The 23,662-nt window shown below is 71.1% G+C and carries 22 protein-coding genes; 5 read left to right on the top strand and 17 right to left on the bottom strand.

The annotated features are described in order from the left end of the window. Positions 1–618 carry a CGNR zinc finger domain-containing protein gene (locus QBL21_RS03380; protein WP_407560472.1) on the bottom strand — a complete coding sequence of 206 codons (618 nt, stop codon included), beginning with the start codon at positions 616–618 and terminating at the stop codon, positions 1–3. A gap of 20 nt (positions 619–638) precedes the next feature. On the opposite strand from QBL21_RS03380, the gene QBL21_RS03375 reads away from it, so the two are divergent. Continuing rightward, positions 639–1,094 carry a VOC family protein gene (locus tag QBL21_RS03375; protein ID WP_407560471.1) on the top strand — a complete coding sequence of 152 codons (456 nt, stop codon included), beginning with the start codon at positions 639–641 and terminating at the stop codon, positions 1,092–1,094. A gap of 72 nt (positions 1,095–1,166) precedes the next feature. Here QBL21_RS03375 and QBL21_RS03370 read toward each other — a convergent pair whose 3' ends face one another. Continuing rightward, positions 1,167–2,402 (bottom strand): LolA family protein, encoded by a 1,236-nt coding sequence (locus QBL21_RS03370; protein ID WP_407560470.1) that lies wholly within the window; start codon positions 2,400–2,402, stop codon positions 1,167–1,169. Positions 2,403–2,673: 271 nt separating this feature from the next. Next, positions 2,674–3,684 (bottom strand): polyprenyl synthetase family protein, encoded by a 1,011-nt coding sequence (locus QBL21_RS03365; RefSeq protein WP_407560469.1) that lies wholly within the window; start codon positions 3,682–3,684, stop codon positions 2,674–2,676. Positions 3,685–3,873: 189 nt separating this feature from the next. Here QBL21_RS03365 and QBL21_RS03360 point away from each other — a divergent pair, with 189 nt between their 5' ends. Continuing rightward, positions 3,874–5,145: a fumarylacetoacetate hydrolase family protein gene (locus QBL21_RS03360; RefSeq protein WP_407560468.1), complete on the top strand. Its 1,272-nt coding sequence runs from the start codon at positions 3,874–3,876 to the stop codon at positions 5,143–5,145. Between the two features lie 39 nt (positions 5,146–5,184). Here the strand turns inward: QBL21_RS03360 and nuoN are convergent, their stop codons facing one another. The 14 genes from nuoN to QBL21_RS03290 are packed head-to-tail and all read right to left on the bottom strand — an operon-like array spanning position 5,185 to position 21,211. Beyond that, positions 5,185–6,828, bottom strand: a complete 1,644-nt coding sequence (gene nuoN / locus QBL21_RS03355; protein WP_407560467.1) for an NADH-quinone oxidoreductase subunit NuoN — start codon at positions 6,826–6,828, stop codon at positions 5,185–5,187. Then, positions 6,821–8,431, bottom strand: a complete 1,611-nt coding sequence (locus QBL21_RS03350) for an NADH-quinone oxidoreductase subunit M (protein WP_407560466.1) — start codon at positions 8,429–8,431, stop codon at positions 6,821–6,823. Before QBL21_RS03350 ends, nuoN begins: the two co-directional genes overlap by 8 nt. Before the next feature lie 4 nt (positions 8,432–8,435). Further along, positions 8,436–10,337, bottom strand: a complete 1,902-nt coding sequence (nuoL, locus tag QBL21_RS03345) for an NADH-quinone oxidoreductase subunit L (protein WP_407560465.1) — start codon at positions 10,335–10,337, stop codon at positions 8,436–8,438. Between the two features lie 12 nt (positions 10,338–10,349). Then, positions 10,350–10,649: an NADH-quinone oxidoreductase subunit NuoK gene (nuoK, locus tag QBL21_RS03340; RefSeq protein WP_347580120.1), complete on the bottom strand. Its 300-nt coding sequence runs from the start codon at positions 10,647–10,649 to the stop codon at positions 10,350–10,352. Then, positions 10,646–11,548, bottom strand: a complete 903-nt coding sequence (locus QBL21_RS03335) for an NADH-quinone oxidoreductase subunit J (RefSeq protein WP_407560464.1) — start codon at positions 11,546–11,548, stop codon at positions 10,646–10,648. Before QBL21_RS03335 ends, nuoK begins: the two co-directional genes overlap by 4 nt. Next, on the bottom strand, positions 11,545–12,159 hold the full coding sequence (gene nuoI, locus QBL21_RS03330; protein ID WP_407560463.1) for an NADH-quinone oxidoreductase subunit NuoI: 615 nt from the start codon (positions 12,157–12,159) through the stop codon (positions 11,545–11,547). The genes QBL21_RS03335 and nuoI overlap by 4 nt, the downstream gene beginning before the upstream one ends. Beyond that, positions 12,152–13,507, bottom strand: coding sequence for an NADH-quinone oxidoreductase subunit NuoH (gene nuoH, locus QBL21_RS03325; RefSeq protein WP_407560462.1), 1,356 nt, complete (start codon positions 13,505–13,507; stop codon positions 12,152–12,154). Before nuoH ends, nuoI begins: the two co-directional genes overlap by 8 nt. Continuing rightward, positions 13,504–15,921: an NADH-quinone oxidoreductase subunit G gene (locus tag QBL21_RS03320; RefSeq protein ID WP_407566285.1), complete on the bottom strand. Its 2,418-nt coding sequence runs from the start codon at positions 15,919–15,921 to the stop codon at positions 13,504–13,506. Before QBL21_RS03320 ends, nuoH begins: the two co-directional genes overlap by 4 nt. A gap of 50 nt (positions 15,922–15,971) precedes the next feature. Further along, positions 15,972–17,318, bottom strand: coding sequence for an NADH-quinone oxidoreductase subunit NuoF (nuoF, locus tag QBL21_RS03315; RefSeq protein WP_407560461.1), 1,347 nt, complete (start codon positions 17,316–17,318; stop codon positions 15,972–15,974). Further along, on the bottom strand, positions 17,318–18,217 hold the full coding sequence (gene nuoE / locus QBL21_RS03310; protein ID WP_407560460.1) for an NADH-quinone oxidoreductase subunit NuoE: 900 nt from the start codon (positions 18,215–18,217) through the stop codon (positions 17,318–17,320). The genes nuoF and nuoE overlap by 1 nt, the downstream gene beginning before the upstream one ends. Then, the gene (locus QBL21_RS03305; RefSeq protein WP_407560458.1) at positions 18,214–19,548 is read right to left on the bottom strand and encodes an NADH-quinone oxidoreductase subunit D; all 1,335 of its coding nucleotides are present in this window, start codon (positions 19,546–19,548) and stop codon (positions 18,214–18,216) included. Before QBL21_RS03305 ends, nuoE begins: the two co-directional genes overlap by 4 nt. Further along, on the bottom strand, positions 19,548–20,288 hold the full coding sequence (locus QBL21_RS03300; RefSeq protein WP_407560457.1) for an NADH-quinone oxidoreductase subunit C: 741 nt from the start codon (positions 20,286–20,288) through the stop codon (positions 19,548–19,550). Before QBL21_RS03300 ends, QBL21_RS03305 begins: the two co-directional genes overlap by 1 nt. Beyond that, positions 20,285–20,839, bottom strand: coding sequence for a NuoB/complex I 20 kDa subunit family protein (locus QBL21_RS03295; RefSeq protein WP_407560456.1), 555 nt, complete (start codon positions 20,837–20,839; stop codon positions 20,285–20,287). The genes QBL21_RS03300 and QBL21_RS03295 overlap by 4 nt, the downstream gene beginning before the upstream one ends. Before the next feature lie 12 nt (positions 20,840–20,851). Next, positions 20,852–21,211 carry an NADH-quinone oxidoreductase subunit A gene (locus tag QBL21_RS03290; protein ID WP_407560455.1) on the bottom strand — a complete coding sequence of 120 codons (360 nt, stop codon included), beginning with the start codon at positions 21,209–21,211 and terminating at the stop codon, positions 20,852–20,854. 812 nt (positions 21,212–22,023) lie between these two features. Between QBL21_RS03290 and QBL21_RS03285 the strand changes: the two genes are divergently transcribed. The 3 genes from QBL21_RS03285 to QBL21_RS03275 all read left to right on the top strand — a co-directional run bounded on the left by QBL21_RS03285 (position 22,024) and on the right by QBL21_RS03275 (position 23,648). Next, complete coding sequence (locus tag QBL21_RS03285; protein ID WP_407566284.1) at positions 22,024–22,758, top strand: C40 family peptidase; 735 nt, start codon at positions 22,024–22,026, stop codon at positions 22,756–22,758. A gap of 169 nt (positions 22,759–22,927) precedes the next feature. Then, positions 22,928–23,197, top strand: coding sequence for a type II toxin-antitoxin system Phd/YefM family antitoxin (locus tag QBL21_RS03280; RefSeq protein WP_407560454.1), 270 nt, complete (start codon positions 22,928–22,930; stop codon positions 23,195–23,197). Continuing rightward, entirely contained in the window at positions 23,187–23,648 is a 462-nt protein-coding gene (locus QBL21_RS03275; RefSeq protein WP_407560453.1) for a type II toxin-antitoxin system VapC family toxin, read from the top strand. Before QBL21_RS03280 ends, QBL21_RS03275 begins: the two co-directional genes overlap by 11 nt. Positions 23,649–23,662: the final 14 nt, after the last annotated feature.

Genomic DNA, 23,662 nt, shown 5'->3' with positions numbered 1-23,662 from the left:
TCAGGGGTGGTCGGCTTCGCGGCGGGCTCTGAGGGTGCGGGCCTTGTGGCGGTTGCCGCAGCGGTCCATGGAGCACCAGCGGCGGCGGCCCGGGCGGGAGGTGTCCGCGAAGAGGAGGTAGCAGCGGTCGCCGGCGCATTCGCGGATGCGGTGGGCGTACGGGCCCGAGAAGAGGTCCACCGCGTCGCGGGCGACCGTGGAGAGGAGCCGGGCCGTCGTTGCGGGGTGCGGGGACCAGGCCGGGGTGCCGTCGGGGGTGAGGCGGGGGGCCAGCGGGGGTTCGGCCGCGGCGGCGTTGAGGGTGGCCAGGTCGGCGGTGGGGAGGGGGGCGGCGTGGGCGCGGGCCCGGGTGAGGCGGAAGAGGGCGTCGCGCAGGTGGCGCACGGCCGCCACGTCGGCGTCCGCGACCGTCAGCTCCGGTGCCGGGCGCAGCCTGCTGGCCGTGGCCCAGGCCGCTACGTCCGCGGGGGTGTGCAGCACCTCGTACCGCGCGAAGGCGCCCGGGCCGCCCGTCGTCAGCAACTCCAGGCTGAGCGCGCCCGGGTCGAAGCGGAAGACCTGGCCGTCCGGGGGGCGCATGTCGATGCCCGGGGCGCGGTTGCTTGCCTCGTCCACCATGTAACCAGTATAACCGGTACATGGTTCCCACGCACTGGAAAGTCGTCATCGACGCCACCGACCCGCACGCCCAGGCCGACTTCTGGGCCGCCGCCCTCGGCTACGAGGTCGAGGACAACAGCCCGCTCATCGAGCAGCTCCTCACCGCCGGCGCCATCCCCGAGGACGTGCTGACCCGGCACCACGACCGCCACGCCTGGCGCACCGCCGCCGCCGTCCGGCACCCCGACGACCCGTTCGACCCCGCCTCCGGCGCCGGCCTGGGCCGGCGGCTGCTCTTCAACCAGGTCCCCGAGCCCAAGCCCGCGGCCAAGAACCGCCTGCACCTGGACCTCCACCCCGAGGCCGGGCGGCGCGGGGAGGAGACGGTCCGGCTGGCGGAGCTGGGCGCCGAGATCGTACGGCACGTCAGGGAGCAGGGCGGCGAGTGGACCGTGATGACCGACCCGGAGGGGAACGAGTTCTGTGTGCACTGACGGGAACGCGCGAAGGCCGCCGCGGGCGGAGGCGCGCGGCGGCCTTGAGCGGCCCCGAGGGGCGGGCGGGCGTCAGTCCGCGGCGGCCTGGAGGGCCTCCGGGGTGACGGCGCCGACGTAGACCCTGTCGTCCGTGATCAGCACGTTGACCAGCCGGCTCTCGAAGACCCGGCCGGCGTCCGTCTTGTCGGTGAAGAAGTCGAGGGCGGCCCCGACCCCGTCCTCGCCCAGCGCGTCGCCGGGCAGCGGGATCTCGGCGATCGAGCCCCAGCCCTCGCCGTGGACCTTGACGTCCTCCAGGCCGGAGAGCGCGTCGCCGTTGTGGCGCTTGTCGCCGTTGTGGCCCTTGTCGCCCTTGTCCCAGTCGCCGCCCCAGCCGCCGGCGTCCTTGCCGAAGCCGCCGCCGAAGCCCTCACCGAAGCCGCCGAGGCCCTCGCCGAGGTCCCTCTCCGTCACCTCGGCGCCCGCCGGCGGCGCGAACAGGTCCGCGTCCGGCTTGTTGAAGTCGACCTTCGTGAAGCCGACGTCCACCACGGCCTTGCCGTCGTCCGCGGTCAGCGCCACCCGCAGCGGCACGCCGTTGTCGGCGTCCACCGCGACCGTGACGTCCCTGACCGTCGACTCGTCCTGCTTCGGCGTGAGCCTCAGCTCGTACGCGTCCTGCCCGGCCACCTGCGCCGTGCCGGCGACCTCCACGTCCGTGGTGTCGTCCGCGGCCTTCAGCAGCCGCTCCGCCAGCTCCTGCGGGGTGGCGTCCTCCAGGTCCTTCGGGAGGGCGAAGCCGTCGTGCTTCGCGTCCTTCGAAGCGTCCTTGCCGCCGTCCTTCGGCACGGTCGAGTGGTAGACCTCGTCCGTGTCGCCGCCGAACGTCCACACGTCCTTGCCGTTGTGCACGACCGTGTGGTCGCCGTCAGACCCGGCGAGCGTGACCCGCTGCTTCTCCGGGCCGTCGGCCGCGACGTGCAGCTTGGTGTCGCCGGCGAGCAGCCGCGAGAGGTCCGCGCCCTCGCCGCCGCCGCCGAAGGGCAGCGACGGCAGGCCCAGGTCGGTGCTGACCTTCACCGTGCCGTCGACCGACTCGACCTCCGAGGCCAGCGCCTTGGCTATCAGCTCCTCGGCCGTCACGTCGGCCGTGCTCGGGCCGTCGTCCTGGGCGAGCGCGGGCACCAGGCCGATGGTGGCGGCGGCAAGTCCCGCGATGCCCAGAGGCACCCCGTATCGCACCGCCTTTCTGCGCCGGGCCGCGGTGAGTTCCGCTGCGCGGTCCTCGGCCTCGTCGGCGGGTCGCTCCGGTGGGATCAGTGCCATGGGAAGTACCTCCGTATCCGCGGTGTTTCGCGGAAAATCATTCGCTGCGTCGCACTCGTCCGCCCCTTCGGGCCATTGTCACCCGATGTGCCGTACGGGGCTTCCCATCCATGACAACAAACCCGGCGGCCCGGGGCGTCAGCCCATGGGCGCAGCTTGGCTTACTCCTGTCGTATGACGGCATCGGCCCCGAGAGGGGGGTTCACCCTGATCGGTGTACGGGCCATCCGGTTGCCGGCCACGGGAGGAACGCCCCGACCGGCCCGCACCGCTACCCCGCGCGGTCCACCACCGCGTCGCACAGCCCCTCCAGCGCCGCCCGCGCCGGGCAGGCCGGCAGCGACGTCAGGATCGCCCGCGCCTCCGCCGCGTACCGCACGGTGTCCCGCCTGGCCTGCTCCACCGCCGGGTGGATCCGCAGCCGGGCCAGGGCCTCCGCGTGCCGCGAGTCGTCCGTCAGGTCGTCGGCGAGCAGCGCGGCCAGCTCCAGGTCCGCCGGCCGCCGGTACCGCTGGGCGGCGGCGCGCAGGTGCAGCACCGGCAGCGTCGCCACCCCCTCGCGCAGATCCGTGCCCGGGGTCTTCCCGGACTCCTCGCCGTCGCTGGTGATGTCGAGCAGGTCGTCCGCGAGCTGGAAGGCGATGCCGATGCGCTCGCCGTACTGCGTCAGCACCTCCACCACCGACTCGTCCGCGCCCGCCGTCAGCGCGCCGAAGCGGCCGGAGACGGCGATCAGCGAGCCGGTCTTGCCGGCGAGGACGTCCAGGTAGTGGTCGACGGGGTCGCGGCCCTCGGTGGGGCCCGCGGTCTCCAGGATCTGGCCGGTGACCAGCCGCTCGAACGCCTGGGCCTGGATCCGGACCATCTCGGGGCCGAGGTCGGCGAGGAGCCGCGAGGCGCGGGCGAAGAGGAAGTCGCCGGTGAGCACGGCGACGGAGTTGGCCCAGCGGCTGTTGGCGCTGGGGACGCCCCGGCGTACGGCCGCCTCGTCCATCACGTCGTCGTGGTAGAGCGTGGCCAGGTGGGTCAGCTCGACGACGACGCCCGAGGGTGCGACGCCCGGCGCGTGCGGGTCTCCGAACTGCGCGGCGAGCATGACCAGCAGGGGGCGGAATCTCTTGCCGCCGGCGCGGACGAGATGCCGCGCGGCCTCGGTGATGAACGGCACATCGCTCTTCGTGGCCTCAAGGAGGCCCTCTTCGACGGCCGCGAGGCCGGCCTCGACATCGGCTTCCAAGGCTCGGTCCTGAACGCTGAGCCCCAAGGGCGCGACCACGGTCACGAGGGCTCCTCCTGTCTGAAGACGTTCACGTGGAACAGATTGTCGATGTGTCGTTAGCAACCACCATGCACCACGTTCGCAGCGTAGCCGGTCACGCGACGATCACGTCGGGCGGCTTCCCCTAGGCCGACCTGGGGGTCGTAACCTGAGGTCCCCAGCCCGCCGACCACGATGAGGCAGGACTCCGCGATGCCCGAGCACAGCCCGCTCGACGTGCCAGAAGGCGATCCCTTCGGGCCGCACAACCTTCCGTACGGTCTCTTCTCCACGCACGCCGACACAAACCCCCGCGTCGGTGTGCGCTACGGCGAAGCCGTCCTGGACACCGCCGCCGTGGCGGCGGCACTCGGCTCCCCGCACGCCGCGCTGCTCGCCGCCCCGACGCTGGCGCCGCTGATGGCCGCGGGCCGGCCGGTGTGGCAGTCGGTACGGGCCGAGGTGACCGCCTGGCTGACCGACCCCGCGCACCGCGCCGCCGTCGAGCCGCACCTGCACGCGCTGGACCGGGTCGCGATGCACATGCCGTTCGAGGTCGGCGACTACGTCGACTTCTACTCCAGCGAGCACCACGCCGCCAACGTCGGCCGCATCTTCCGCCCCGGCGAGGAGCCGCTGACGCCCAACTGGAAGCACCTGCCCATCGGCTACCACGGCCGGTCCGGCACCGTCGTCCCGGCGGGCACGCCCGTCGTACGCCCCGCGGGCCAGCGCAAGCGCGCCGCCGACGACCCCGCGGCGGAGGTGCCTTCTCCCGCCCGGCCCGGCCCTGCTTCTCCCGCCCTGCCCGGCCCTGCATTCGGGCCGAGCATCCGCCTCGACATCGAGGCCGAGGTGGGCTTCGTCGTCGGGGTGCCGTCGCGGATGGGAACGCCCGTGCCCCGTACCGCGTTCCGCGACCACGTCTTCGGGGTCTGCCTGGTCAACGACTGGTCCGCGCGCGACGTCCAGCCCTGGGAGCAGCGCCCCCTCGGCCCGCACCAGGCCAAGTCCTTCGCCACGTCCATCGGCACCTGGATCACGCCCCTCGACGCCCTGGAGGCCGCCCGCACCGCGCCGCCGGAGCGTACGCACCCGCTGCTGCCGTACCTCGACGACACCGGCGCGGACGCGCAGCCCGACGGCTACGACCTGCGCCTTGAGGTACGGATCAACGGGGAGACCGTCTCCCGGCCGCCGTTCGCCGCGATGTACTGGACCGCGGCGCAGCAGTTGGCCCACATGACCGTCAACGGCGCCTCCGTACGCACCGGTGACCTCTACGCCTCCGGCACCGTCAGCGGGCCCGAGCAGGACCAGGTGGGCTCGCTGCTGGAGCTGACGAAGGGCAAGGGCCCGTGGCTGGCGGACGGGGACGTCGTCGAGATCGACGGTTGGGCGCCCGGCCCGGACGGCGTGCGCATCGGCCTCGGCGGGGTCCACGGCCAGGTGCAGCCCACCGGCTGGACCCCGCAACAGGCCTAGGCGGCTCCGGGTCCGGGGGCGCGGCCCCCGGACCCGCGCTCAGCGGACGAACACTCCCGCGCTCCCGGCCAGATCCAGGAAGTACTGCGGCGCCACGCCCAGCACCAGGGTCGCGGCCAGGCCGACGGCGATGGTGGTGACGGTGAAGGCGCTCGGCACCGTCACCGCCGGGCCGTCCGCCCGCGGCTCGCTGAAGAACATCAGCACGATGACCCGGACGTAGAAGAACGCGGCGATGGCCGAGGCGATGACGCCGACGACGACCAGCGGCGTCGCGCCGCCCTCCGCCGCCGCCTTGAACACCGCGAACTTCCCGGCGAAGCCGCTGGTCAGCGGGATGCCCGCGAACGCCAGCAGGAACACCGCGAAGACCGTCGCGACCAGCGGCGAACGCCGGCCGAGCCCCGCCCACTTGGACAGGTGCGTGGCCTCGCCGCCCGCGTCACGCACCAGCGTGACGACGGCGAACGCGCCGAGCGTCACGAAGGCGTACGCGGCCAGGTAGAAGAGCACCGAGGAGATGCCCTCCTCGTTGGCCGCGGTGACACCCGCGAGGATGAACCCGGCGTGCGCGATCGAGGAGTACGCCAGCAGCCGCTTCACGTCGGTCTGGGTGATCGCGAGGATCGCGCCGATGACCATCGTGATGATCGCGACGCCCCACATCACCGGCCGCCAGTCCCACTTCATGCCCGGCAGCACGACGTACAGCAGCCGCAGCAGCGCGCCGAACGCGGCGACCTTCGTGGCCGCGGCCATGTAGCCGGTGACGGGCGTCGGGGCGCCCTGGTAGACGTCCGGGGTCCACATGTGGAACGGGACGGCGCCGACCTTGAACAGCAGTCCGAGCAGCACCATCGCACCGCCGATGAGCAGCAGCGCGTCGTTGCCCATGGTGTCGGCGAGCGCCGGCGTCATGTTCTGCGGGTTGCCCGCGACGACGTCGGCGATCTCGGCGTACTTCACGCTGCCCGAGTAGCCGTACAGCAGCGCGATACCGAAGAGCAGGAACGCCGACGAGAAGGCGCCGAGCAGGAAGTACTTGACCGCCGCCTCCTGCGACATCAGCCGCTTGCGGCGGGCGACGGCGCAGAGCAGGTACAGCGGCAGGGAGAAGACCTCCAGCGCGATGAAGAGCGTCAGCAGGTCGTTCGCGGCGGGGAAGATGAGCATGCCGCCGGTCGCGAACATCAGCAGCGGGAACACCTCGGTGGTGGTGAACCCCGCCTTGACCGCGTCCTGCTCCCCCTTGCCGCCGGGCACGGCCGCGGCCTCCGCGGCGAAGGAGTCGACCTGCTTGCCGTGCGCGACCGGGTCCAGCCGGCGCTCGGCGAAGGTGAACGCCGCGAGCACGCCCACCAGCAGGATGACGCCCTGGAGGAAGAGCGCCGGGCCGTCGACGGCCAGCGCCCCCATCGCCGCGGTCTGCGACTCGTCGGTGCCGTGGCCGGTCGCGGCCAGGGCGATGACCGCGCCGAACGCGGCGGCCATGGCGAGCACGGCGAGCCCGACCTGCACGACGTACCGGTGCCGCCGGGGGACGAACGCCTCGACGGCGACGCCCAGCACGGCCGCGCCGATCACGATCAGCGTGGGCGCCAGCAGGTCGTACTCGATGTGCGGCGCTTTGATCTTGTCGACGTTCTCCTGCGCCATCCACAGGCTGTGGACACCCCTACTCATGCGTGGCCTCCACAGGGTTCACATCGGGCTCCGGGTCGGACTTCTGCACGTCGGACATGGTGTGCTCGACCGCCGGGTTGACGATCTCGGTGAGCGGCTTCGGGTACACGCCCAGGCCGATGAGCAGCGCGATCAGCGGCGCCACCACCAGCACCTCGCGCACCCGCAGGTCGGGCAGCTTGGCCACCTTCTCGGCGACCGGCCCCGTCATCGTCCGCTGGTACAGCACGAGGACGTAGATCGCGGCCAGCACGATGCCCACCGTGGCGATGATGCCGATCACCGGGTAGCGGGTGAACGTGCCCACCAGCACCAGGAACTCGCTCACGAACGGCGCCAGACCCGGCAGCGACAGCGTGGCAAGACCGCCGATCAGGAACGTGCCGGCCAGCACCGGCGCCACCTTCTGCACGCCGCCGTAGTCGGCGATGAGCCGCGAGCCGCGCCGGGAGATGAGGAACCCGGCCACCAGCATCAGCAGGGCGGTGGAGATGCCGTGGTTGACCATGTACAGCGTCGCGCCGGTGTGGCCCTGGCTGGTCATCGCGAAGATCCCCAGCACGATGAAGCCGAAGTGGGAGATCGAGGCGTACGCGATCAGCCGCTTCATGTCCCGCTGCCCGATCGCGAGCAGCGCGCCGTACAGGATGCTCACCAGCGCGAGCACCAGCACCACCGGCGTCGCCCAGTCGCTCGCCTCGGGGAAGAGCCCGAGGCAGAAGCGGAGCATGGCGAACGTGCCGACCTTGTCGACCACCGCGGTGATGAGCACGGCGACCGGCGGGGTGGACTCGCCCATGGCGTTGGGCAGCCAGGTGTGCAGCGGCCACAGCGGCGCCTTGACGGCGAAGGCGAAGAAGAAGCCGAGGAAGAGCAGCCGCTCGGTGTTCGTCGACATCTCCAGCTCGCCGTTGCCGCGCGCCTGGAGGATCTCCTGGAGCGAGAACGTGCCCGCGCCCAGTTGGTCGTTGGTGACGACGAAGAGACCGATGACCGCGGCCAGCATGATCAGGCCGCCGGCCAGGTTGTACAGCAGGAACTTCACGGCGGCGTACGAGCGCTGCCGTGCCGCCTCCTCCTCGCCGTGCTGGTGCGCCTTGTCCCCGAAGCCGCCGATGAGGAAGTACATCGGGATGAGCATGGCTTCGAAGAAGATGTAGAAGAGGAAGATGTCCGTGGCCAGGAAGCTGATGATCACCATCGCTTCGACGGCCAGGATCAGCGCGAAGAAGCCCTGGGTGGGGCGCCAGCGCGAGGACTTCGTCTCCACCGGGTCCGCGTCGCGCCAGCCGGCGAGGATCACGAACGGGATGAGCAGCGCCGTCAGCGCCACCAGCACGACGGCGATGCCGTCGACCCCCAGCTCGTAGCGCACCCCGAAGTCGGCGATCCACGCCCGCGACTCGGTGAGCTGGAAGCGGTCGCCGTTCGGGTCGAACCGGACCGCGATCACCGCGGCCAGCACCAGCGTCACCAGCGACACGCCCAGGGCGAGCCACTTGGACAGCTCGCGCTTGGCCGCGGGCACGGCGGCGGTGGCGATCGCGCCCACGGCCGGGACCGCCGCGGTGAGCGTCAGCAGCGGGAAGGAAGAATCAGCCATGGGTTCAGACCGCCCTCATCAGCAGGGTGGCGGCAATGAGGACCACCGCGCCCCCGAACATCGAGACCGCGTAACTGCGGGCGTAGCCGTTCTGGATCCGCCGCATCCGGGCGGAGAGCCCGCCGAACGCCGCCGCGGTTCCGTTGACGATGCCGTCGACCAGCTTGTGGTCCAGGTAGACCAGGCCGCGGGTCAGGTACTCGCCGGGCTTGACCAGTGCCACGTGGTTGAAGTCGTCCTGTAGCAGGTCGCGCCGGGCGGCGCGGGTGAGCAGGGAGCCGCGGGGTGCCGCGGCGGGAACCGGGCGGCGGCCGTACTGGAGCCAGGCGGCGCCGACGCCGATCACCATGCAGGTGACGGTGGCGCCGGTGACCATGGCGACGCTCAGGCCGTCCGGCAGGTGCCCGTGCTCGAAGCCGGTGACCGGCTCCAGCCAGTGCACGAACCGCTCGCCGATGTCGAAGAACGCGCCCGCGCCGACCGAGCCGACGGCCAGCACGATCATCGGGATCGTCATCGACTTCGGCGACTCGTGCGGGTGCGGCTCGTTGCCGTTGGCGTCCGGCTCCCAGCGCTTCTCACCGAAGAACGTCATGAGCATCACGCGCGTCATGTAGTACGCGGTGATCGCCGCGCCCAGCAGCGCCACGCCGCCCAGGATCCAGCCCTGCGTACCGCCCTTGGCGAACGCGGCCTCGATGATGGCGTCCTTGGAGAAGAAGCCGGAGAGCCCCGGGAAGCCGATGATCGCCAGATAGCCGAGGCCGAACGTGACGAACGTGACCGGCATGTACTTCCTGAGGCCCCCGTACTTGCGCATGTCGACCTCGTCGTTCATGCCGTGCATGACGGAGCCCGCGCCGAGGAACAGCCCGGCCTTGAAGAAGCCGTGCGTCACCAGGTGCATGATCGCGAAGGCGTAGCCGATCGGGCCGAGCCCGGCGGCCAGGATCATGTAGCCGATCTGCGACATCGTCGAGCCGGCCAGCGCCTTCTTGATGTCGTCCTTGGCGCAACCGACGATCGCACCGAACAGCAGCGTGACCGCGCCGACGACCGTGACGACGAGCTGCGCGTCCGGCGCCGCGTCGAAGATCGCGCCGGAGCGGACGATCAGGTAGACGCCGGCGGTCACCATCGTCGCCGCGTGGATCAGCGCGGAGACCGGTGTGGGGCCCTCCATCGCGTCGCCCAGCCAGGACTGGAGCGGCACCTGCGCCGACTTGCCGCACGCCGCCAGCAGCAGCATCAGCCCGATCGCCGTCAGCTTGCCCTCGCCGGTCTCGCCGACCGAGTTCATCACCGGCTCGAAGGCGAAGGTGCCGAAGGTGACGAACAGCAGCATGATCGCGATGGACAGGCCGACGTCGCCGACGCGGTTGACGATGAACGCCTTCTTCGCCGCCGTCGCCGCGCTCGGCTTGTGCTGCCAGAAGCCGATCAGCAGGTACGAGGCGAGGCCGACGCCCTCCCAGCCGACGTACAGCAGCAGGAAGTTGTCCGCGAGGACCAGCAGCAGCATCGCCGCGAGGAAGAGGTTCAGATAGCCGAAGAACCGGCGGCGGCGCTCGTCGTGCTCCATGTAGCCCACGGAGTACAGGTGGATGAGCGAGCCGACGCCGGTGATCAGCAGCACGAACGTCATCGAGAGCTGGTCGAGCTGGAACGCCGCGTCCGCCTGGAACCCCTCGACCGGAATCCAGGTGAAGAGGTGGCTGTGCAGTGCCCGCTCCTCGCCGTCCTTGCCGAGCATGTCGGCGAAGAGGACCAGGCCGAGGACGAAGGAGGTGAAGGCCAGCGCCGTACCGAGCCAGTGGCCCGTACGATCCAGCCTCCGCCCGCCGCAGAGCAGCACCGCCGCGCCGAGAAGCGGCGCCGCGACGAGCAATCCGATGAGTGACTCCACTGGTGCGTCCCCTTACAGCTTCATCAAAGCGGCGTCGTCGACCGAGGCCGAGTGGCGGGAGCGGTAGAACGACACGATGATCGCCAGGCCGACCACGACCTCCGCGGCGGCGACGACCATGGTGAAGAAGGCGACGATCTGGCCGTCGAGGTTCCCGTGCATCCGGGAGAACGTGATCAGCGCCAGGTTGCAGGCGTTCAGCATCAGCTCGATGCACATGAACACCACGATGGCGTTCCGCCTGATGAGCACCCCGGCCGCGCCGATGGTGAACAGCAGCGCGGAGAGATACAGGTAGTTGACCGGGTTCACTCGCCTTCTCCCTTTCCGGCCTTGCCGCCGGCGTTCGCGCTGACGGCACCTTCCCCGCCGACGGCGTCCCGGCCGCCGTCGCCGCCGGTGTCCGGCTCCAGGGCCTTGCCCTGGTAGTCGGCGGTGCGCTGCTCGATCGCGGCGAGATCCGCCAGCGCCTGCGCGGAGACGTCCCGGATCTGGTTGCGGTCGCGCAGCGTGCGGTTGACGGTCAGCTCGGACGGCGTGCCGTCGGGCAGCAGGCCCGGGATGTCCACCGCGTTGTGGCGGGCGTAGACGCCGGGCGCGGGCATCGGCGGCACCTGGACGCCGTCGCGTACGCGCTGCGCGGCCTGCTCGCGCTGGGTCGGGGTGGGCTCGGTCTTCTCGCGGTGGGTGAGGACCATGCCCGCCACCGCGGCGGTGATCAGCAGCGCGCCGGTCAGCTCGAAGGCGAAGACGTAGTCGCGGAAGATCAGCGCCGCGAGGCCGTGGACGTTGCCGCCGGAGTTGGCGTCCTCAAGCCCCTCGAAGCTGTTGAGGCTCGCGTTGCCGATGCCGGCCATCAGCAGCACGCCGAAGCCGATGCCGCAGAGCATCGCCAGCCAGCGCTGGCCCTTGATGGTCTCCTTCAGCGAGTCCGCCGCGCTGATGCCGACGAGCATCAGCACGAAGAGGAAGAGCATCATGACCGCGCCGGTGTAGACGACGATCTGGACGACGCCGAGGAAGTACGCGCCGTTGGCGAGGTAGAAGACCGCCAGGATCACCATCGTCCCGGCGAGGCAGAGCGCCGAGTGCACCGACTTGCGCATCATCACGGTGCCCAGCGCACCGGCGACGGCGAAGATGGCCAGCACCCAGAACTGGGTGGCCTCCCCGGTGGACGTGGTGTAGCCGGCCTGGGCGAGGGCGTTCATGCCTGGGCTCCTTCGGAGTGCGGCTCCGGGTCCGGCGCCGGCTCGCCCTTGCTGACGGCCACCTGGCGCTCCGTACCCGGGGCGGCTTCGGAGACGAGGCCGCTGTAGTAGTCCTTCTCCGTCATCCCCGGGTAGATGGCGTGCGGCGAGTCGACCATGCCCTCCTGGAGGCCGGCGAGCAGCTCGTCCTTGGTGAAGATGAGGGACTCGCGGCTGCGGTCGGCCAGTTCGTACTCGTTGGTCATGGTCAGCGCCCGCGTGGGGCACGCCTCGACGCACAGCCCGCACAGGATGCAGCGCAGGTAGTTGATCTGGTAGACGCGGCCGTAGCGCTCACCCGGCGAGTAGCGCTCCTCCTCGGTGTTGTCCGCGCCCTCGACGTAGATCGCGTCCGCCGGACAGGCCCACGCGCACAGCTCGCAGCCGATGCACTTCTCCAGCCCGTCCGGGTGCCGGTTGAGCTGGTGGCGGCCGTGGAAGCGGGGCGCCGTCGGCTTCTTGTACTCGGGGTACTGCTCGGTCAGCCGCTTCTTGAACATGGCCTTGAAGGTCACGCCGAAGCCGGCCACCGGGTTGACGAACCCCTGCTTGTCCTTCTTCTCGTCAGCCATTGTCGGCCTCCTCAGTGTCGCCTCCGGGACCGTTCGTGCCCACCAGCTCGCGCTCACGGCGCGAGGGGCGGCGGGGCACGGGCGGGAGGGTCTGACCGGGCAGCGGCGGCACGGGGTAGCCGCCCTCCGTCGGGTCGAACTCCGGCTTGGGCCGGGCCGCCTCGCGGGCCGCCTCCTCCTTGTCCTTGCGGTCGCGGAAGATGTCCACGACGAAGGACAGCAGCAGGATCACCAGCAGCCCGCCGGCGATGTAGAGCACGATCTCGGTGAAGTCCACGTCCTCGTTGCGCAGCGCCCGGACGGTGGCGACCAGCATCAGCCACACCATGGAGACCGGGATGAGGACCTTCCAGCCCAGCTTCATGAACTGGTCGTAGCGCACCCGTGGGAGCGTGCCGCGCAGCCACACGAAGAGGAACAGGCAGACGACGACCTTGCCGGTGAACCACAGCATCGGCCACCAGCCGTGGTTGGCGCCCTCCCACACGGTGCTGAGCGGCGCGGGCGCGCGCCAGCCGCCGAGGAAGAGCGTGACGGCCACGGCCGACAGCGTCACCATGTGCACGTACTCGGAGAGCATGAACATCGCGAACTTGATCGACGAGTACTCGGTCGAGTACCCGGCGACCAGGTCGCCCTCGGACTCCGGCATGTCGAAGGGCAGCCGGTGCGACTCGCCGACCATCGCGATGAGGAAGACGAGGAACGACACCGGCAGCAGGACGGCGAACCAGCGGTCGTCCTGCGCCGCGACGATCTCCGAGGTCGACAGCGACCCGGAGTAGAGGAACACCGCCGCGAAGGACAGGCCCATGGCGACCTCGTACGAGATCACCTGGGCCGTCGCGCGGACGCCGCCGAGCAGCGGGTACGTCGAGTTGGACGCCCAGCCGGCGAGGACGACGCCGTACGCCGCGATGGACGCGGTGGCCAGCACGTACAGCATGGCGACCGGGAGGTCGGTGAGCTGGAGCGCGGTGCGCTCGCCGAAGATCGACACCTGGTTGTCGGCCGGCCCGAACGGGATGACCGCGATGGCCATGAACGCCGGGATCGCGGCCAGCAGCGGCGCCAGGATGTAGACGAACTTGTCGGCGCCCTTGACGATGATGTCCTCTTTGAGCATCAGCTTCACGCCGTCGGCGAGCGACTGGAGCAGGCCCCAGGGGCCGTGCCGGTTCGGGCCGATGCGCAACTGCATCCAGCCCAGGACCTTGCGCTCGAAGACGATCGAGATGAGGACCGTCAGCATCAGGAACGCGAAGCAGAAGACCGCCTTGAGCAGGATCAGCCACCAGGGGTCGCCCCCGAAGAAGCTGAGGTCCTCAGCGGCGAGGTGCGTGGTCACGCCTGAACCTCCTTGGAGACAGCCGAGACCTGGACCAGGTCGCCGGGGTTCGCGCCCGTCGCCGCCGCCACGCCGGGGGTCGTCGACTGGAGCGGCAGCCAGACGACCTGGTCGGGCAGCTCCGCGGTGACCCGCAGCGGGAGCGTCACCGTGCCGGCCGGGCCGGTGACGGCGAGCGCGTCGCCGTCGGCGACGCCGGTGGCCTCCGCGGTGGCGGGCGAGAGCCGGGCCGCCGCCTCGTGGCGGGTGCCGGCCAGGGCGGCGTCGCCCTCCTGGAGCCGGCCCTCGTCCAGCAGCAGCCGGTGGCCCGCGAGCACCGCCTCGCCGGCGCCGGGCTGCGGCAGCGGCGCGGCGCGGTCGTCCGGCGGCGTGGGGCGCAGGCCGCCGGTGCGGATGCCGAGGCGGGCCAGCTCGGCCCGTGCCGTACGGGCGTCGGGCAGGCCGAGGTGGACGTCGAGGGCGTCGGCGAGCATGTGCAGCACCCGCTGGTCCGCGGGCGCGAGCCGGCGGGTCATCTGGTCCGGCTTCAGCGCGGCCTCGAACGGCCGGGCGCGGCCCTCCCAGTTGACGTACGTGCCCTGCTTCTCGGCGACCGCGGCGACCGGGAAGACCACGTCGGCCCGCTCGGTGACCTCGCTGGGCCGCTGCTCCAGGCTGACCACGAACCCGGCCCGGTCCAGCGCCTCGCGGGCCTTCGCCGGGTCCGGCAGGTCGGAGAGCTGGACGCCGCCGACGAGCAGCGCGCCGAGGTCGCCGGCCGCCGCGGCGTCGAGGATCTCGCCGGTGTCGCGGCCGGCCCGGGGCGGCAGTTCGGCCAGGCCCCACACGGCGGCGGTCTCGCGGCGGGCCTCGGTGTCGGTGCCGGACCGGCCGCCGGGCAGCATCCCGGGCAGCGCGCCGGCCTCGATCGCACCGCGCTCACCGGCGCGGCGCGGGATCCAGGCGAGGGTGGCGCCGGTGGCCTCCGCGGTACGTACCACGGCGGACAGCGCGCCGCGCACGCCCGCCAGCCGCTCGCCGACGAGGATCACCGCGCCCTCCTGGCGCAGCGCGCCGGACGCGGCCTTGCCGTCCTCGCCGAGCCCGGCGCCGGAGCCGAGGGCGTCGAGCCAGCTCGGCTCGGTGCCGGGGGCGGCCGGCAGCAGCGTGCCGCCGGCCTTCGTCAGGCCGCGGGTGGCGAAGGGGGCGAGCGCGTAGACCTTCAGGCCGCTCTTCCGCCACGCCTTGCGCAGCCGGAGGAAGACGCCGGGCGCCTCCTCCTCGGCCTCCAGGCCGGCGAGCAGCACCGCGGGCGCCTTCTCCAGCGCGCCGTACGTGACGCCGCGTCCGCTGCCCGCGACCCGCGCGGCCAGGAACTCGGTCTCCTCGGTGCTGTGCACCCGGGCACGGAAGTCGATGTCGTTGGTGCCGAGCGCGGCGCGCGCGAACTTCGCGTAGGCGTACGAGTCCTCCAGCGTCAGCCGCCCGCCGGTGAGCACCCCGGCGCGCCCGCGGGCCGCCGCCAGGCCGGCGGCCGCGGCGCGCAGCGCCTCGGGCCAGCTCGCCGGCTGGAGTTCACCGTTCTCGTCGCGGACCAGCGGCTGGGTGAGCCGGTCGGGGAGCTGTGCGTAGCGGAAGCCGAAGCGGCCCTTGTCGCACATCCACTCCTCGTTGACCTCGGGGTCGTTGGCGGCGAGCCGGCGCATGACCTTGCCGCGGCGGTGGTCGGTGCGGGTGGCGCAGCCGCCGGCGCAGTGCTCGCAGACCGTCGGCGAGGACACCAGGTCGAAGGGGCGCGAGCGGAAGCGGTACATCTTCGAGGTGAGCGCGCCGACCGGGCAGATCTGGATGGTGTTGCCGGAGAAGTACGACTCGAAGGGCACGCCCTCGCCCGTACCGACCTGCTGGAGGGCGCCGCGCTCCAGCAGCTCGATCATCGGGTCGCCCGCGACCTGGTTGGAGAACCGGGTGCAGCGGGCGCAGAGCACGCAGCGCTCGCGGTCGAGCAGCACCTGCGCCGAGATCGGCACGGGCTTTTCGAAGGTGCGCTTCTGGCCGTCGAAGCGGCTCTCGGCCTGCCCGTTGGACATCGCCTGGTTCTGGAGGGGGCACTCGCCGCCCTTGTCGCAGACCGGGCAGTCCAGCGGGTGGTTGATGAGCAGCAGCTCCATCACGCCGCGCTGCGACTTCTCGGCGACGTCGGAGGTGAGCTGGGTCTTGACCACCATCCCGTCGGTACAGGTGATGGTGCAGGACGCCGACGGCTTGCGCTGGCCCTCGATCTCGACGATGCACTGCCGGCAGGCGCCGACCGGGTCGAGCAGCGGGTGGTCGCAGAACCGGGGGACCTCGATGCCGAGCTGCTCGGCGGCCCGGATGACCAGGGTGCCCTTGGGCACGCTGACCTCGACGCCGTCGATCGTCAGCGTGACCATGTTCTCCGGTGCGGCAGCCTTCTCCGGTGCCTTCTCGGGCTCCGTGACGGTCACGCGGTCACCTCCCGGTGGGTCGTGGAGCCGGGGGTGTCGGCCCAGGCGGTGGACTTGGCAGGGTCGAAAGGGCAGCCGCCGCCGGTGACGTGCTGCTCGTACTCCTCGCGGAAGTACTTCAGCGAGGAGAAGATCGGGGCGGCGGCGCCGTCGCCGAGGGCGCAGAACGACTTGCCGTTTATGTTGTCGGCGATGTCGTTGAGCTTGTCGAGGTCCGAGAGGGAGCCCTTGCCGGCCTCGATGTCGCGGAGCAGTTGGACCAGCCAGTACGTGCCCTCGCGGCAGGGCGTGCACTTGCCGCAGGACTCGTGCTCGTAGAACTCGGTCCAGCGGGTGACGGCCCGCACCACGCAGGTCGTCTCGTCGAAGCACTGGAGCGCCTTGGTGCCGAGCATGGAGCCGGCGCCGCCGACGCCCTCGTAGTCGAGGGGGACGTCCAGGTGCTCGTCGGTGAGCATCGGGGTGGACGAGCCGCCGGGGGTCCAGAACTTCAGCCGGTGGCCGGGGCGCATGCCGCCGCCCATGTCGAGGAGCTGGCGCAGCGTGATGCCGAGCGGCGCCTCGTACTGGCCGGGGCGGGAGACGTGGCCGGAGAGCGAGTACAGCGTGAAGCCCGGGGACTTCTCGCTGCCCATCGTGCGGAACCACTCCTTGCCCTTGTTCATGATCGCGGGAACGGAGGCGATGGACTCGACGTTGTTCACCACAGTGGGGCAGGCGTACAGGCCCTCGACGGCGGGGAAGGGGGGACGCAGCCGGGGCTGGCCGCGGCGGCCCTCCAGCGAGTCGAGCAGCGCGGTCTCCTCGCCGCAGATGTACGCGCCGGCGCCGGCGTGCACCGTGATGTCCAGGTCCAGCCCGGAGCCGAGGACGTCCTTGCCGAGGAAGCCCGCGGCGTACGCCTCGCGCACCGCCTCGTGCAGCCTGCGCAGCACCGGCACGACCTCGCCGCGCAGGTAGATGAACGCGTGGTTCGACCGGAACGCGTGGCAGGCGATGACGATGCCCTCGATGAGGGAGTGCGGGTTGGCGAAGAGCAGCGGGATGTCCTTGCAGGTGCCCGGCTCCGACTCGTCGGCGTTGACGACGAGGTAGTGCGGCTTCCCGTCTCCCTGCGGGATGAACTGCCACTTCATGCCGGTCGGGAAGCCCGCGCCGCCACGGCCGCGCAGGCCGGAGTCCTTGACGTAGGCGATGACGTCGTCGGGCGTCATCGCGAGCGCCTTGCGCAGGCCCTCGTAGCCCTCGTTGCGCTGGTACGTCTCCAGGGTCCAGGACTCGGGGTGGTCCCAGAAGGCGGAGAGCACCGGGGTCAGCAGCTTCTCCGGCGAGTCGACGGTCATCACGCGCCCTCCTCCTCGGTGGGCTCATCCGCGGACGCGGAGGACGGGTGCGCCGGGTCGGACGCGGAGGTCTCCTGCGGCGCGTCGTGCGAGCTGGGGTGGCCGGCGGGCGGCTGGTCCTCCAGCGCGTCCGGCGGCGGGCTGTGCGGGTGCGACTGGGCGCGCTGGCTGACCACGCGGGCGGCCGGCTCCTCGCCCTTGGCCAGGCGCAGGCCGATGAGCGAGGCGGGGCCCGCGCCGCCGGACTCCGCGACGGCGCCGGGGCGCTCGTCGGGGAAGCCGGCCAGGATGCGCGCGGTCTCCTTGAACGTGCAGAGCTTCGCGCCGCGGGTGGGGTGCACCTCGGCGCCGGCGCGCAGGTCGTCCACGAGCCGCTTGGCGGACTCGGGCGTCTGGTTGTCGAAGAACTCCCAGTTGACCATCACCACGGGGGCGAAGTCGCAGGCGGCGTTGCACTCGATGTGTTCGAGGGTGACCTTGCCGTCCTCGGTGGTCTCCTGGTTGCCGACGCCCAGGTGCTCCTTCAGCTCGTCGAAGATGGCGTCGCCGCCCATGACCGCGCAGAGCGTGTTGGTGCAGACCCCGACCTGGTAGTCGCCGGAGGGCTTGCGCCGGTACATGGTGTAGAAGGTGGCGACCGCGGTCACCTCGGCGGCGGTCAGGTCCAGCAGCTCGGCGCAGAACTGCATGCCGGTGCGGGTGACGTGCCCCTCCTCCGACTGCACCAGGTGCAGCATCGGCAGCAGCGCCGACCGGCTGTCCGGGTAGCGGGCGATGATCTCCCGCGCGTCCGCGGTCAGCCGCTCGCGCACCTCGGCCGGGTAGTCGGGGGCGGGCAACTGGGGCATGCCCAGCGCGACGGCCGCCTGGACCCCCGGCTCGCGTTCTGCTGTCGTCATCGGTCGACGCCTCCCAGCACGGGGTCCAGGGACGCGATCGCCACGATCACGTCGGCCACCTGGCCGCCCTCGGTCATGGCCGCGATGGCCTGAAGGTTCACGAACGACGGCTCGCGGAAGTGCACCCGGAACGGGCGGGTGCCGCCGTCGCTGACGGCGTGCACGCCGAGTTCGCCCTTGGGCGACTCCACCGCCACGTACGCCTGCCCGGGCGGCACCCGGAAGCCCTCCGTGACCAGCTTGAAGTGGTGGATCAGGGCCTCCATCGAGGTGCCCATGATGTTCTTGATGTGGTCCAGCGAGTTACCGAGGCCGTCGGGGCCCAGCGCGAGCTGCGCGGGCCAGGCGATCTTCTTGTCGCCGACCATCACCGGGCCCGGCTCCAGCCGGTCCACGCACTGCTCGACGATCCGCAGCGACTGGCGCATCTCCTCCAGCCGGATGAGGAACCGGCCGTAGGCGTCGCAGGTGTCGGCGGTGGGGATGTCGAAGTCGTACGTCTCGTAGCCGCAGTACGGGTCCGTCTTGCGCAGGTCGTGCGGCAGCCCGGTGGCGCGCAGCACCGGCCCCGTGACGCCCAGGGACATGCAGCCGGCCAGGTCCAGATGCGCGATCTCCTGCATCCGGCCCTTGAACACCGGGTTGTTGGTGGCCAGCTTGTCGTACTCGGGGAAGTTCTTGCGGAGCGTCTTGATCGTCTCGCGGATGGAGTCGACCGCGCCGGGGGGCAGGTCCTGGGCGAGGCCGCCGGGGCGGATGAACGCGTGGTTCATGCGCAGGCCGGTGATCAGCTCGAAGAGGTCGAGGATCATCTCGCGGTCGCGGAAGCCGTAGATCATGACCGTGGTGGCGCCCAGCTCCATGCCGCCGGTGGCGATGGCCACCAGGTGGGAGGAGATCCGGTTCAGCTCCATCAGCAGCACCCGGATGACCGTGGCCCGGTCCGGCACCTCGTCGGTGATGCCGAGCAGCTTCTCGACCGCCATGCAGTACCCGGCCTCGTTGAAGAACGAGGTCAGGTAGTCCATGCGGGTCACGAAGGTGGAGCCCTGGGTCCAGTTGCGGTATTCGAGGTTCTTCTCGATGCCGGTGTGCAGGTAGCCGATTCCGCAGCGGGTCTCCGTCACGGTCTCGCCGTCGATCTCCAGGATGAGCCGCAGCACGCCGTGGGTGGAGGGGTGCTGCGGGCCCATGTTGACGACGATCCGCTCGTCGTCGGCCCGGTGCACGGACTGGGCCAGCTCGTCCCAGTCGCCGCCGGTGACGGTGTAGACGGTGCCCTCGGTGGTCTCCCGGGCCGAGGCTGCGCCGGTCGCGTGGGTGGTACTCATCAGCTGTACGACCTCCGCTGGTCGGGAGCCGGGATCTGGGCGCCCTTGTACTCGACGGGGATGCCGCCGAGGGGGTAGTCCTTGCGCTGCGGATGGCCCTGCCAGTCGTCCGGCATGAAGATCCGGGTCAGCGCCGGGTGGCCGTCGAAGACGATGCCGAAGAAGTCGTAGACCTCGCGCTCGTGCCAGTCGTTCGTCGGGTAGACGTCCACGACGGACGGGATGTGCGGGTCGTCGTCGGGCGCGCTGACCTCGACGCGGAGCAGCCGGGTGTGGGTGAGCGAGCGCAGGTGGTACACGGCGTGCAGCTCGCGGCCCTTGTCGCCGGGGTAGTGCACCCCGGAGACGCCGGTACACAGCTCGAAGCGGAGCGCCGGGTCGTCGCGCAGGGTCCGCATCACGCGCGGCAGGTGCGCGCGGTCGACGTGGAAGGTCAGCTCACCGCGGTCGACGACGGTCTTCTCGATGGCGTTGCCGGGGACGATCCCCTGCTCTTCGAGGGCGCCCTCCAGCTCGTCGGCGGCCTCGTCGAACCAGCCGCCGTACGGGCGTACGGACTCGCCGGGCAGCCGGACGCTGCGCACCAGACCGCCGTAGCCGGAGGTGTCGCCGCCGTTCTCGGCGCCGAACATGCCGCGCTGGACGCGGATGGTCTCGCCGTGATCGCCGCGCCGGCCCGGCAGGTTCTCGGCGTTCAAGTCCTGGTCGGGGTTCACCCCGTCCGCGTTCTCCCCACTCACCGGAGAAGACCCTTCATCTCGATCGTCGGCAGCGCCTTCAACGCGGCCTCCTCGGCCTCCCGGGCCGCCTCCTCGCGGTTCACGCCGAGCTTCTCTTCGCGGATCTTCTCGTGCAGCTTGAGGATCGCGTCCATGAGCATCTCGGGGCGCGGCGGGCAGCCGGGCAGGTAGATGTCGACCGGCACGACGTGGTCGACGCCCTGCACGATCGCGTAGTTGTTGAACATGCCGCCGGACGAAGCGCAGACGCCCATGGAGATGACCCACTTGGGGTTCGGCATCTGGTCGTAGACCTGGCGCAGCACCGGCGCCATCTTCTGGCTCACCCGGCCCGCGACGATCATCAGGTCGGCCTGGCGGGGCGAGCCGCGGAAGACCTCCATACCGAAGCGCGCCAGGTCGTAGCGGCCGGCGCCGGCGGTCATCATCTCGAACGCGCAGCAGGCCAGGCCGAACGTCGCCGGGAAGACGGACGACTTCCGTGCCAGCCCGGCGGCCTGCTCGACCGTGCTCAGGATGAAGCCGCTCGGGAGCTTTTCCTCAAGTCCCATTGGTGGTGCCCCCTAGTCCCATTCCAGTCCGCCGCGGCGCCACACGTAGGCGTACGCGACGAAGACGGTGAGCACGAAGAGCAGCATCTCCACGAGCCCGAAGATCCCCAGGGCGTCGAAGGAGACGGCCCAGGGGTAGAGGAAGACGATCTCGATGTCGAAGACGATGAACAGCATCGCCGTCAGGTAGTACTTGACCGGGAAGCGACCGCCGCCGGCCGGCACGGGGGTCGGCTCGATACCGCACTCGTAGGCGTCGAGCTTGGCCCGGTTGTAGCGCTTCGGACCCACGAGCGCCGCCGCGACCACGGAGAACACCGCGAAGGCCGCCGCAATGGCTCCGAGCACGAGGATCGGCGTGTATACGTTCACCGCTGCCCCGCTCCTCTCCAGTCGACGATGACTGCCTGCCAGTCCACACCGGACTCGCGTTCCTGCCCCACCAAGATCGCTCACATGTGAGGCAGTTCACAAGCCCTACTGATGGGCATCTTATGCCCACTGCTCTGTGATCTGTGACACGGGGGTCCCCTACGGCTTTGTGATCTTAACCACCCGGTGATCGATCAGACCGTCGAATGATCGCGGAGGCCCTCACGCGGTGCGAAGGGACGATCACCGGATCCCCGCCGCCGACGGGCAGCCGCAGGTCAGCGAGGCGGGCGCGGCAGGGGTCGGCGCGGCGGGCGATTTCGGCGCCGGGCCGCCGGAAGCGAATTCGAGCGCCCGCGCGCTCAATTGTTATTCGGCCGTTTCGACGCTTGCGCATGCACTCTCAAGCACCTCCGCGGGGACCTCGGGCGCGGAAACGGATCCGAGTGATTTGGACCACAGCACGGGATCCGGAGCGACGGGCCTTGCTTGGTTTGCGGCGGGAGAAGTGATAACCGTCCGGCAACGTTCGCCGGGTAGGCCAAATGCCGTGCGTATCGCGCGGGTAACGACGCGGGCGGCGTCGAACACCCGGACGGTTCGCACGGAACACACCGCCCAAATGCCTCATTTCACTGGACGGGCCGCCAAGTGTGGCGCATCCCACGACTGTTGAAAGACGGACCATCCCCCTGATAGCGCTGGACCTCATGTCCCGTAAACCGCACATACCCAGCCACCGGAAGCCCCGGCGCCGGCAGGCCCCCGCGTGGGTCGTCCGTACCGGAGTCGCCGGTGGCGCCCTCGGCACGATGGTCGCGACGGCGGCGGCCGCTCCCGCCCTCGCAGACACCGGCAGGACGACCGGCCCGGCGGCCGCCGAAACGACCGCGGAACTCCCCGCCGTGGACGTGAGCACCGCACTGACCAACGGCGTCGAGCAGAGCGCCGACGCCACCCAGACCGCGGCCCTGCGCCTCGAACTGCGCACGCAGGCGCAGGAGGCCGCCGAGGACGCCCGTAAGGACGCCGCGAAGGCCAAGAAGGAGGCGGAGGCGCGCGCCGCCGCCGAGGAGCGCGCCCGGGAGCGGGCAGCGGCCCGCGCCGCGGAGCGCGAGGAACTGTCCACGGCGTCGTCCTCGTCCGACGCCGCCCCGGCCGCCGAGACCCCCGCGGCGGCCCCGGCCGCGTCGGGCAGCGTCGGCACGGTGCTGGACTTCCTCAACGCCCAGGTCGGCAAGGCGTACGTCATGGGGGCCACCGGCCCGTCCTCGTACGACTGCTCGGGCCTGACCCAGGCGGCGTTCCGCACCGTCGGCGTGGAACTCCCCCGCACCGCGGCGGAGCAGTCCACGGCCGGCACCCCGGTGTCGGTCTCCGACGTCCAGCCCGGCGACCTGGTCTTCTGGGGCGGCACCGGCTCGGCGTACCACGTGGCCGTCTACATCGGCGACGGCAAGTACCTGGACGCGGCGAACCCGTCGAAGGGCGTCGTGATCCAGGAGATGTCGTACTACATGCCCACCTCGGCAGTCCGCGTCCTCTGACCCCCACACCGCAACGCACGAGCCCCCGCCGGCAGCCCGGCGGGGGCTCTGGCGTGCGGCCTCAAGCGCGTGTGCGCGAATTCTCAAGCCCGGGCCGTGACCTCGGCCAAGGGCGCGGGCGCGGTGCCGCTGTGTAGCACGCGGTGGCACCAGGACGTACGATGGGCGCATGACGGTCCAGCCGGAAATCACGCAGCGCGACCTGCGCAGCAGATCCAAAGAGATCATGGACGCAGTCCAGCGGGGTCAGTCGTTCACGGTCACCCGGGACGGCCACCGGATCGGTGAACTCATCCCGCTCCGGCGGCGGCGCCGGTTCGTGCCGCGCGGCGAGTTCGCCGCTATGTCCCGCACCGCCCCCGGCATCTCCCCCGAAGCGTTCCGGGCCGATCAGGACGCGACGGCGGACAGGGGGACGGACGACCCGTATGACCGGTGATCAGACGCAGGGCCTGCTCGACACCAACATCATGATCCTCCGCAGATGGGTGGATCCTGCGGAGCTGCCGGACGAGATGGCCATCAGCGCTGTCACTCTCGCCGAACTGTCGGCGGGCCCGCACGAAGTGCGCAGGAACGACGAGCAGTCCGACTACGACGAACACGCCGAACGCGCCCGTCGCCTGGATGTGGTGCAGCGAGCCGAGAACGAGTTCGATCCCATCCCGTTCGATGCCGAAGCTGCGCGGATCTACGGCAGGGTGTGCGCCGCCGTGGTCGGCGCCGGGAGGAAACCCCGGCGCCGCGTCGCCGACTTGATGATCGCGTCGATCGCGATTGCCGTGGATCTGCCGCTCTACACCACGAATCCCGACGACTTCAGGGGCCTCGACGACATACTGACGATCATGCCCGTCAGCCGCCCCGAGGTCCCGCACCCGGCGCGCTGACCGCGCTCGCCGAC

The sequence above is a fragment of the Streptomyces sp. 184 genome, from assembly GCF_045781775.1.
Classification (GTDB): Bacteria; Actinomycetota; Actinomycetes; order Streptomycetales; family Streptomycetaceae; genus Streptomyces.
Note: the sequence above shows the minus strand (reverse complement) of the source record. Positions and strands in the feature narration are given on the sequence as shown.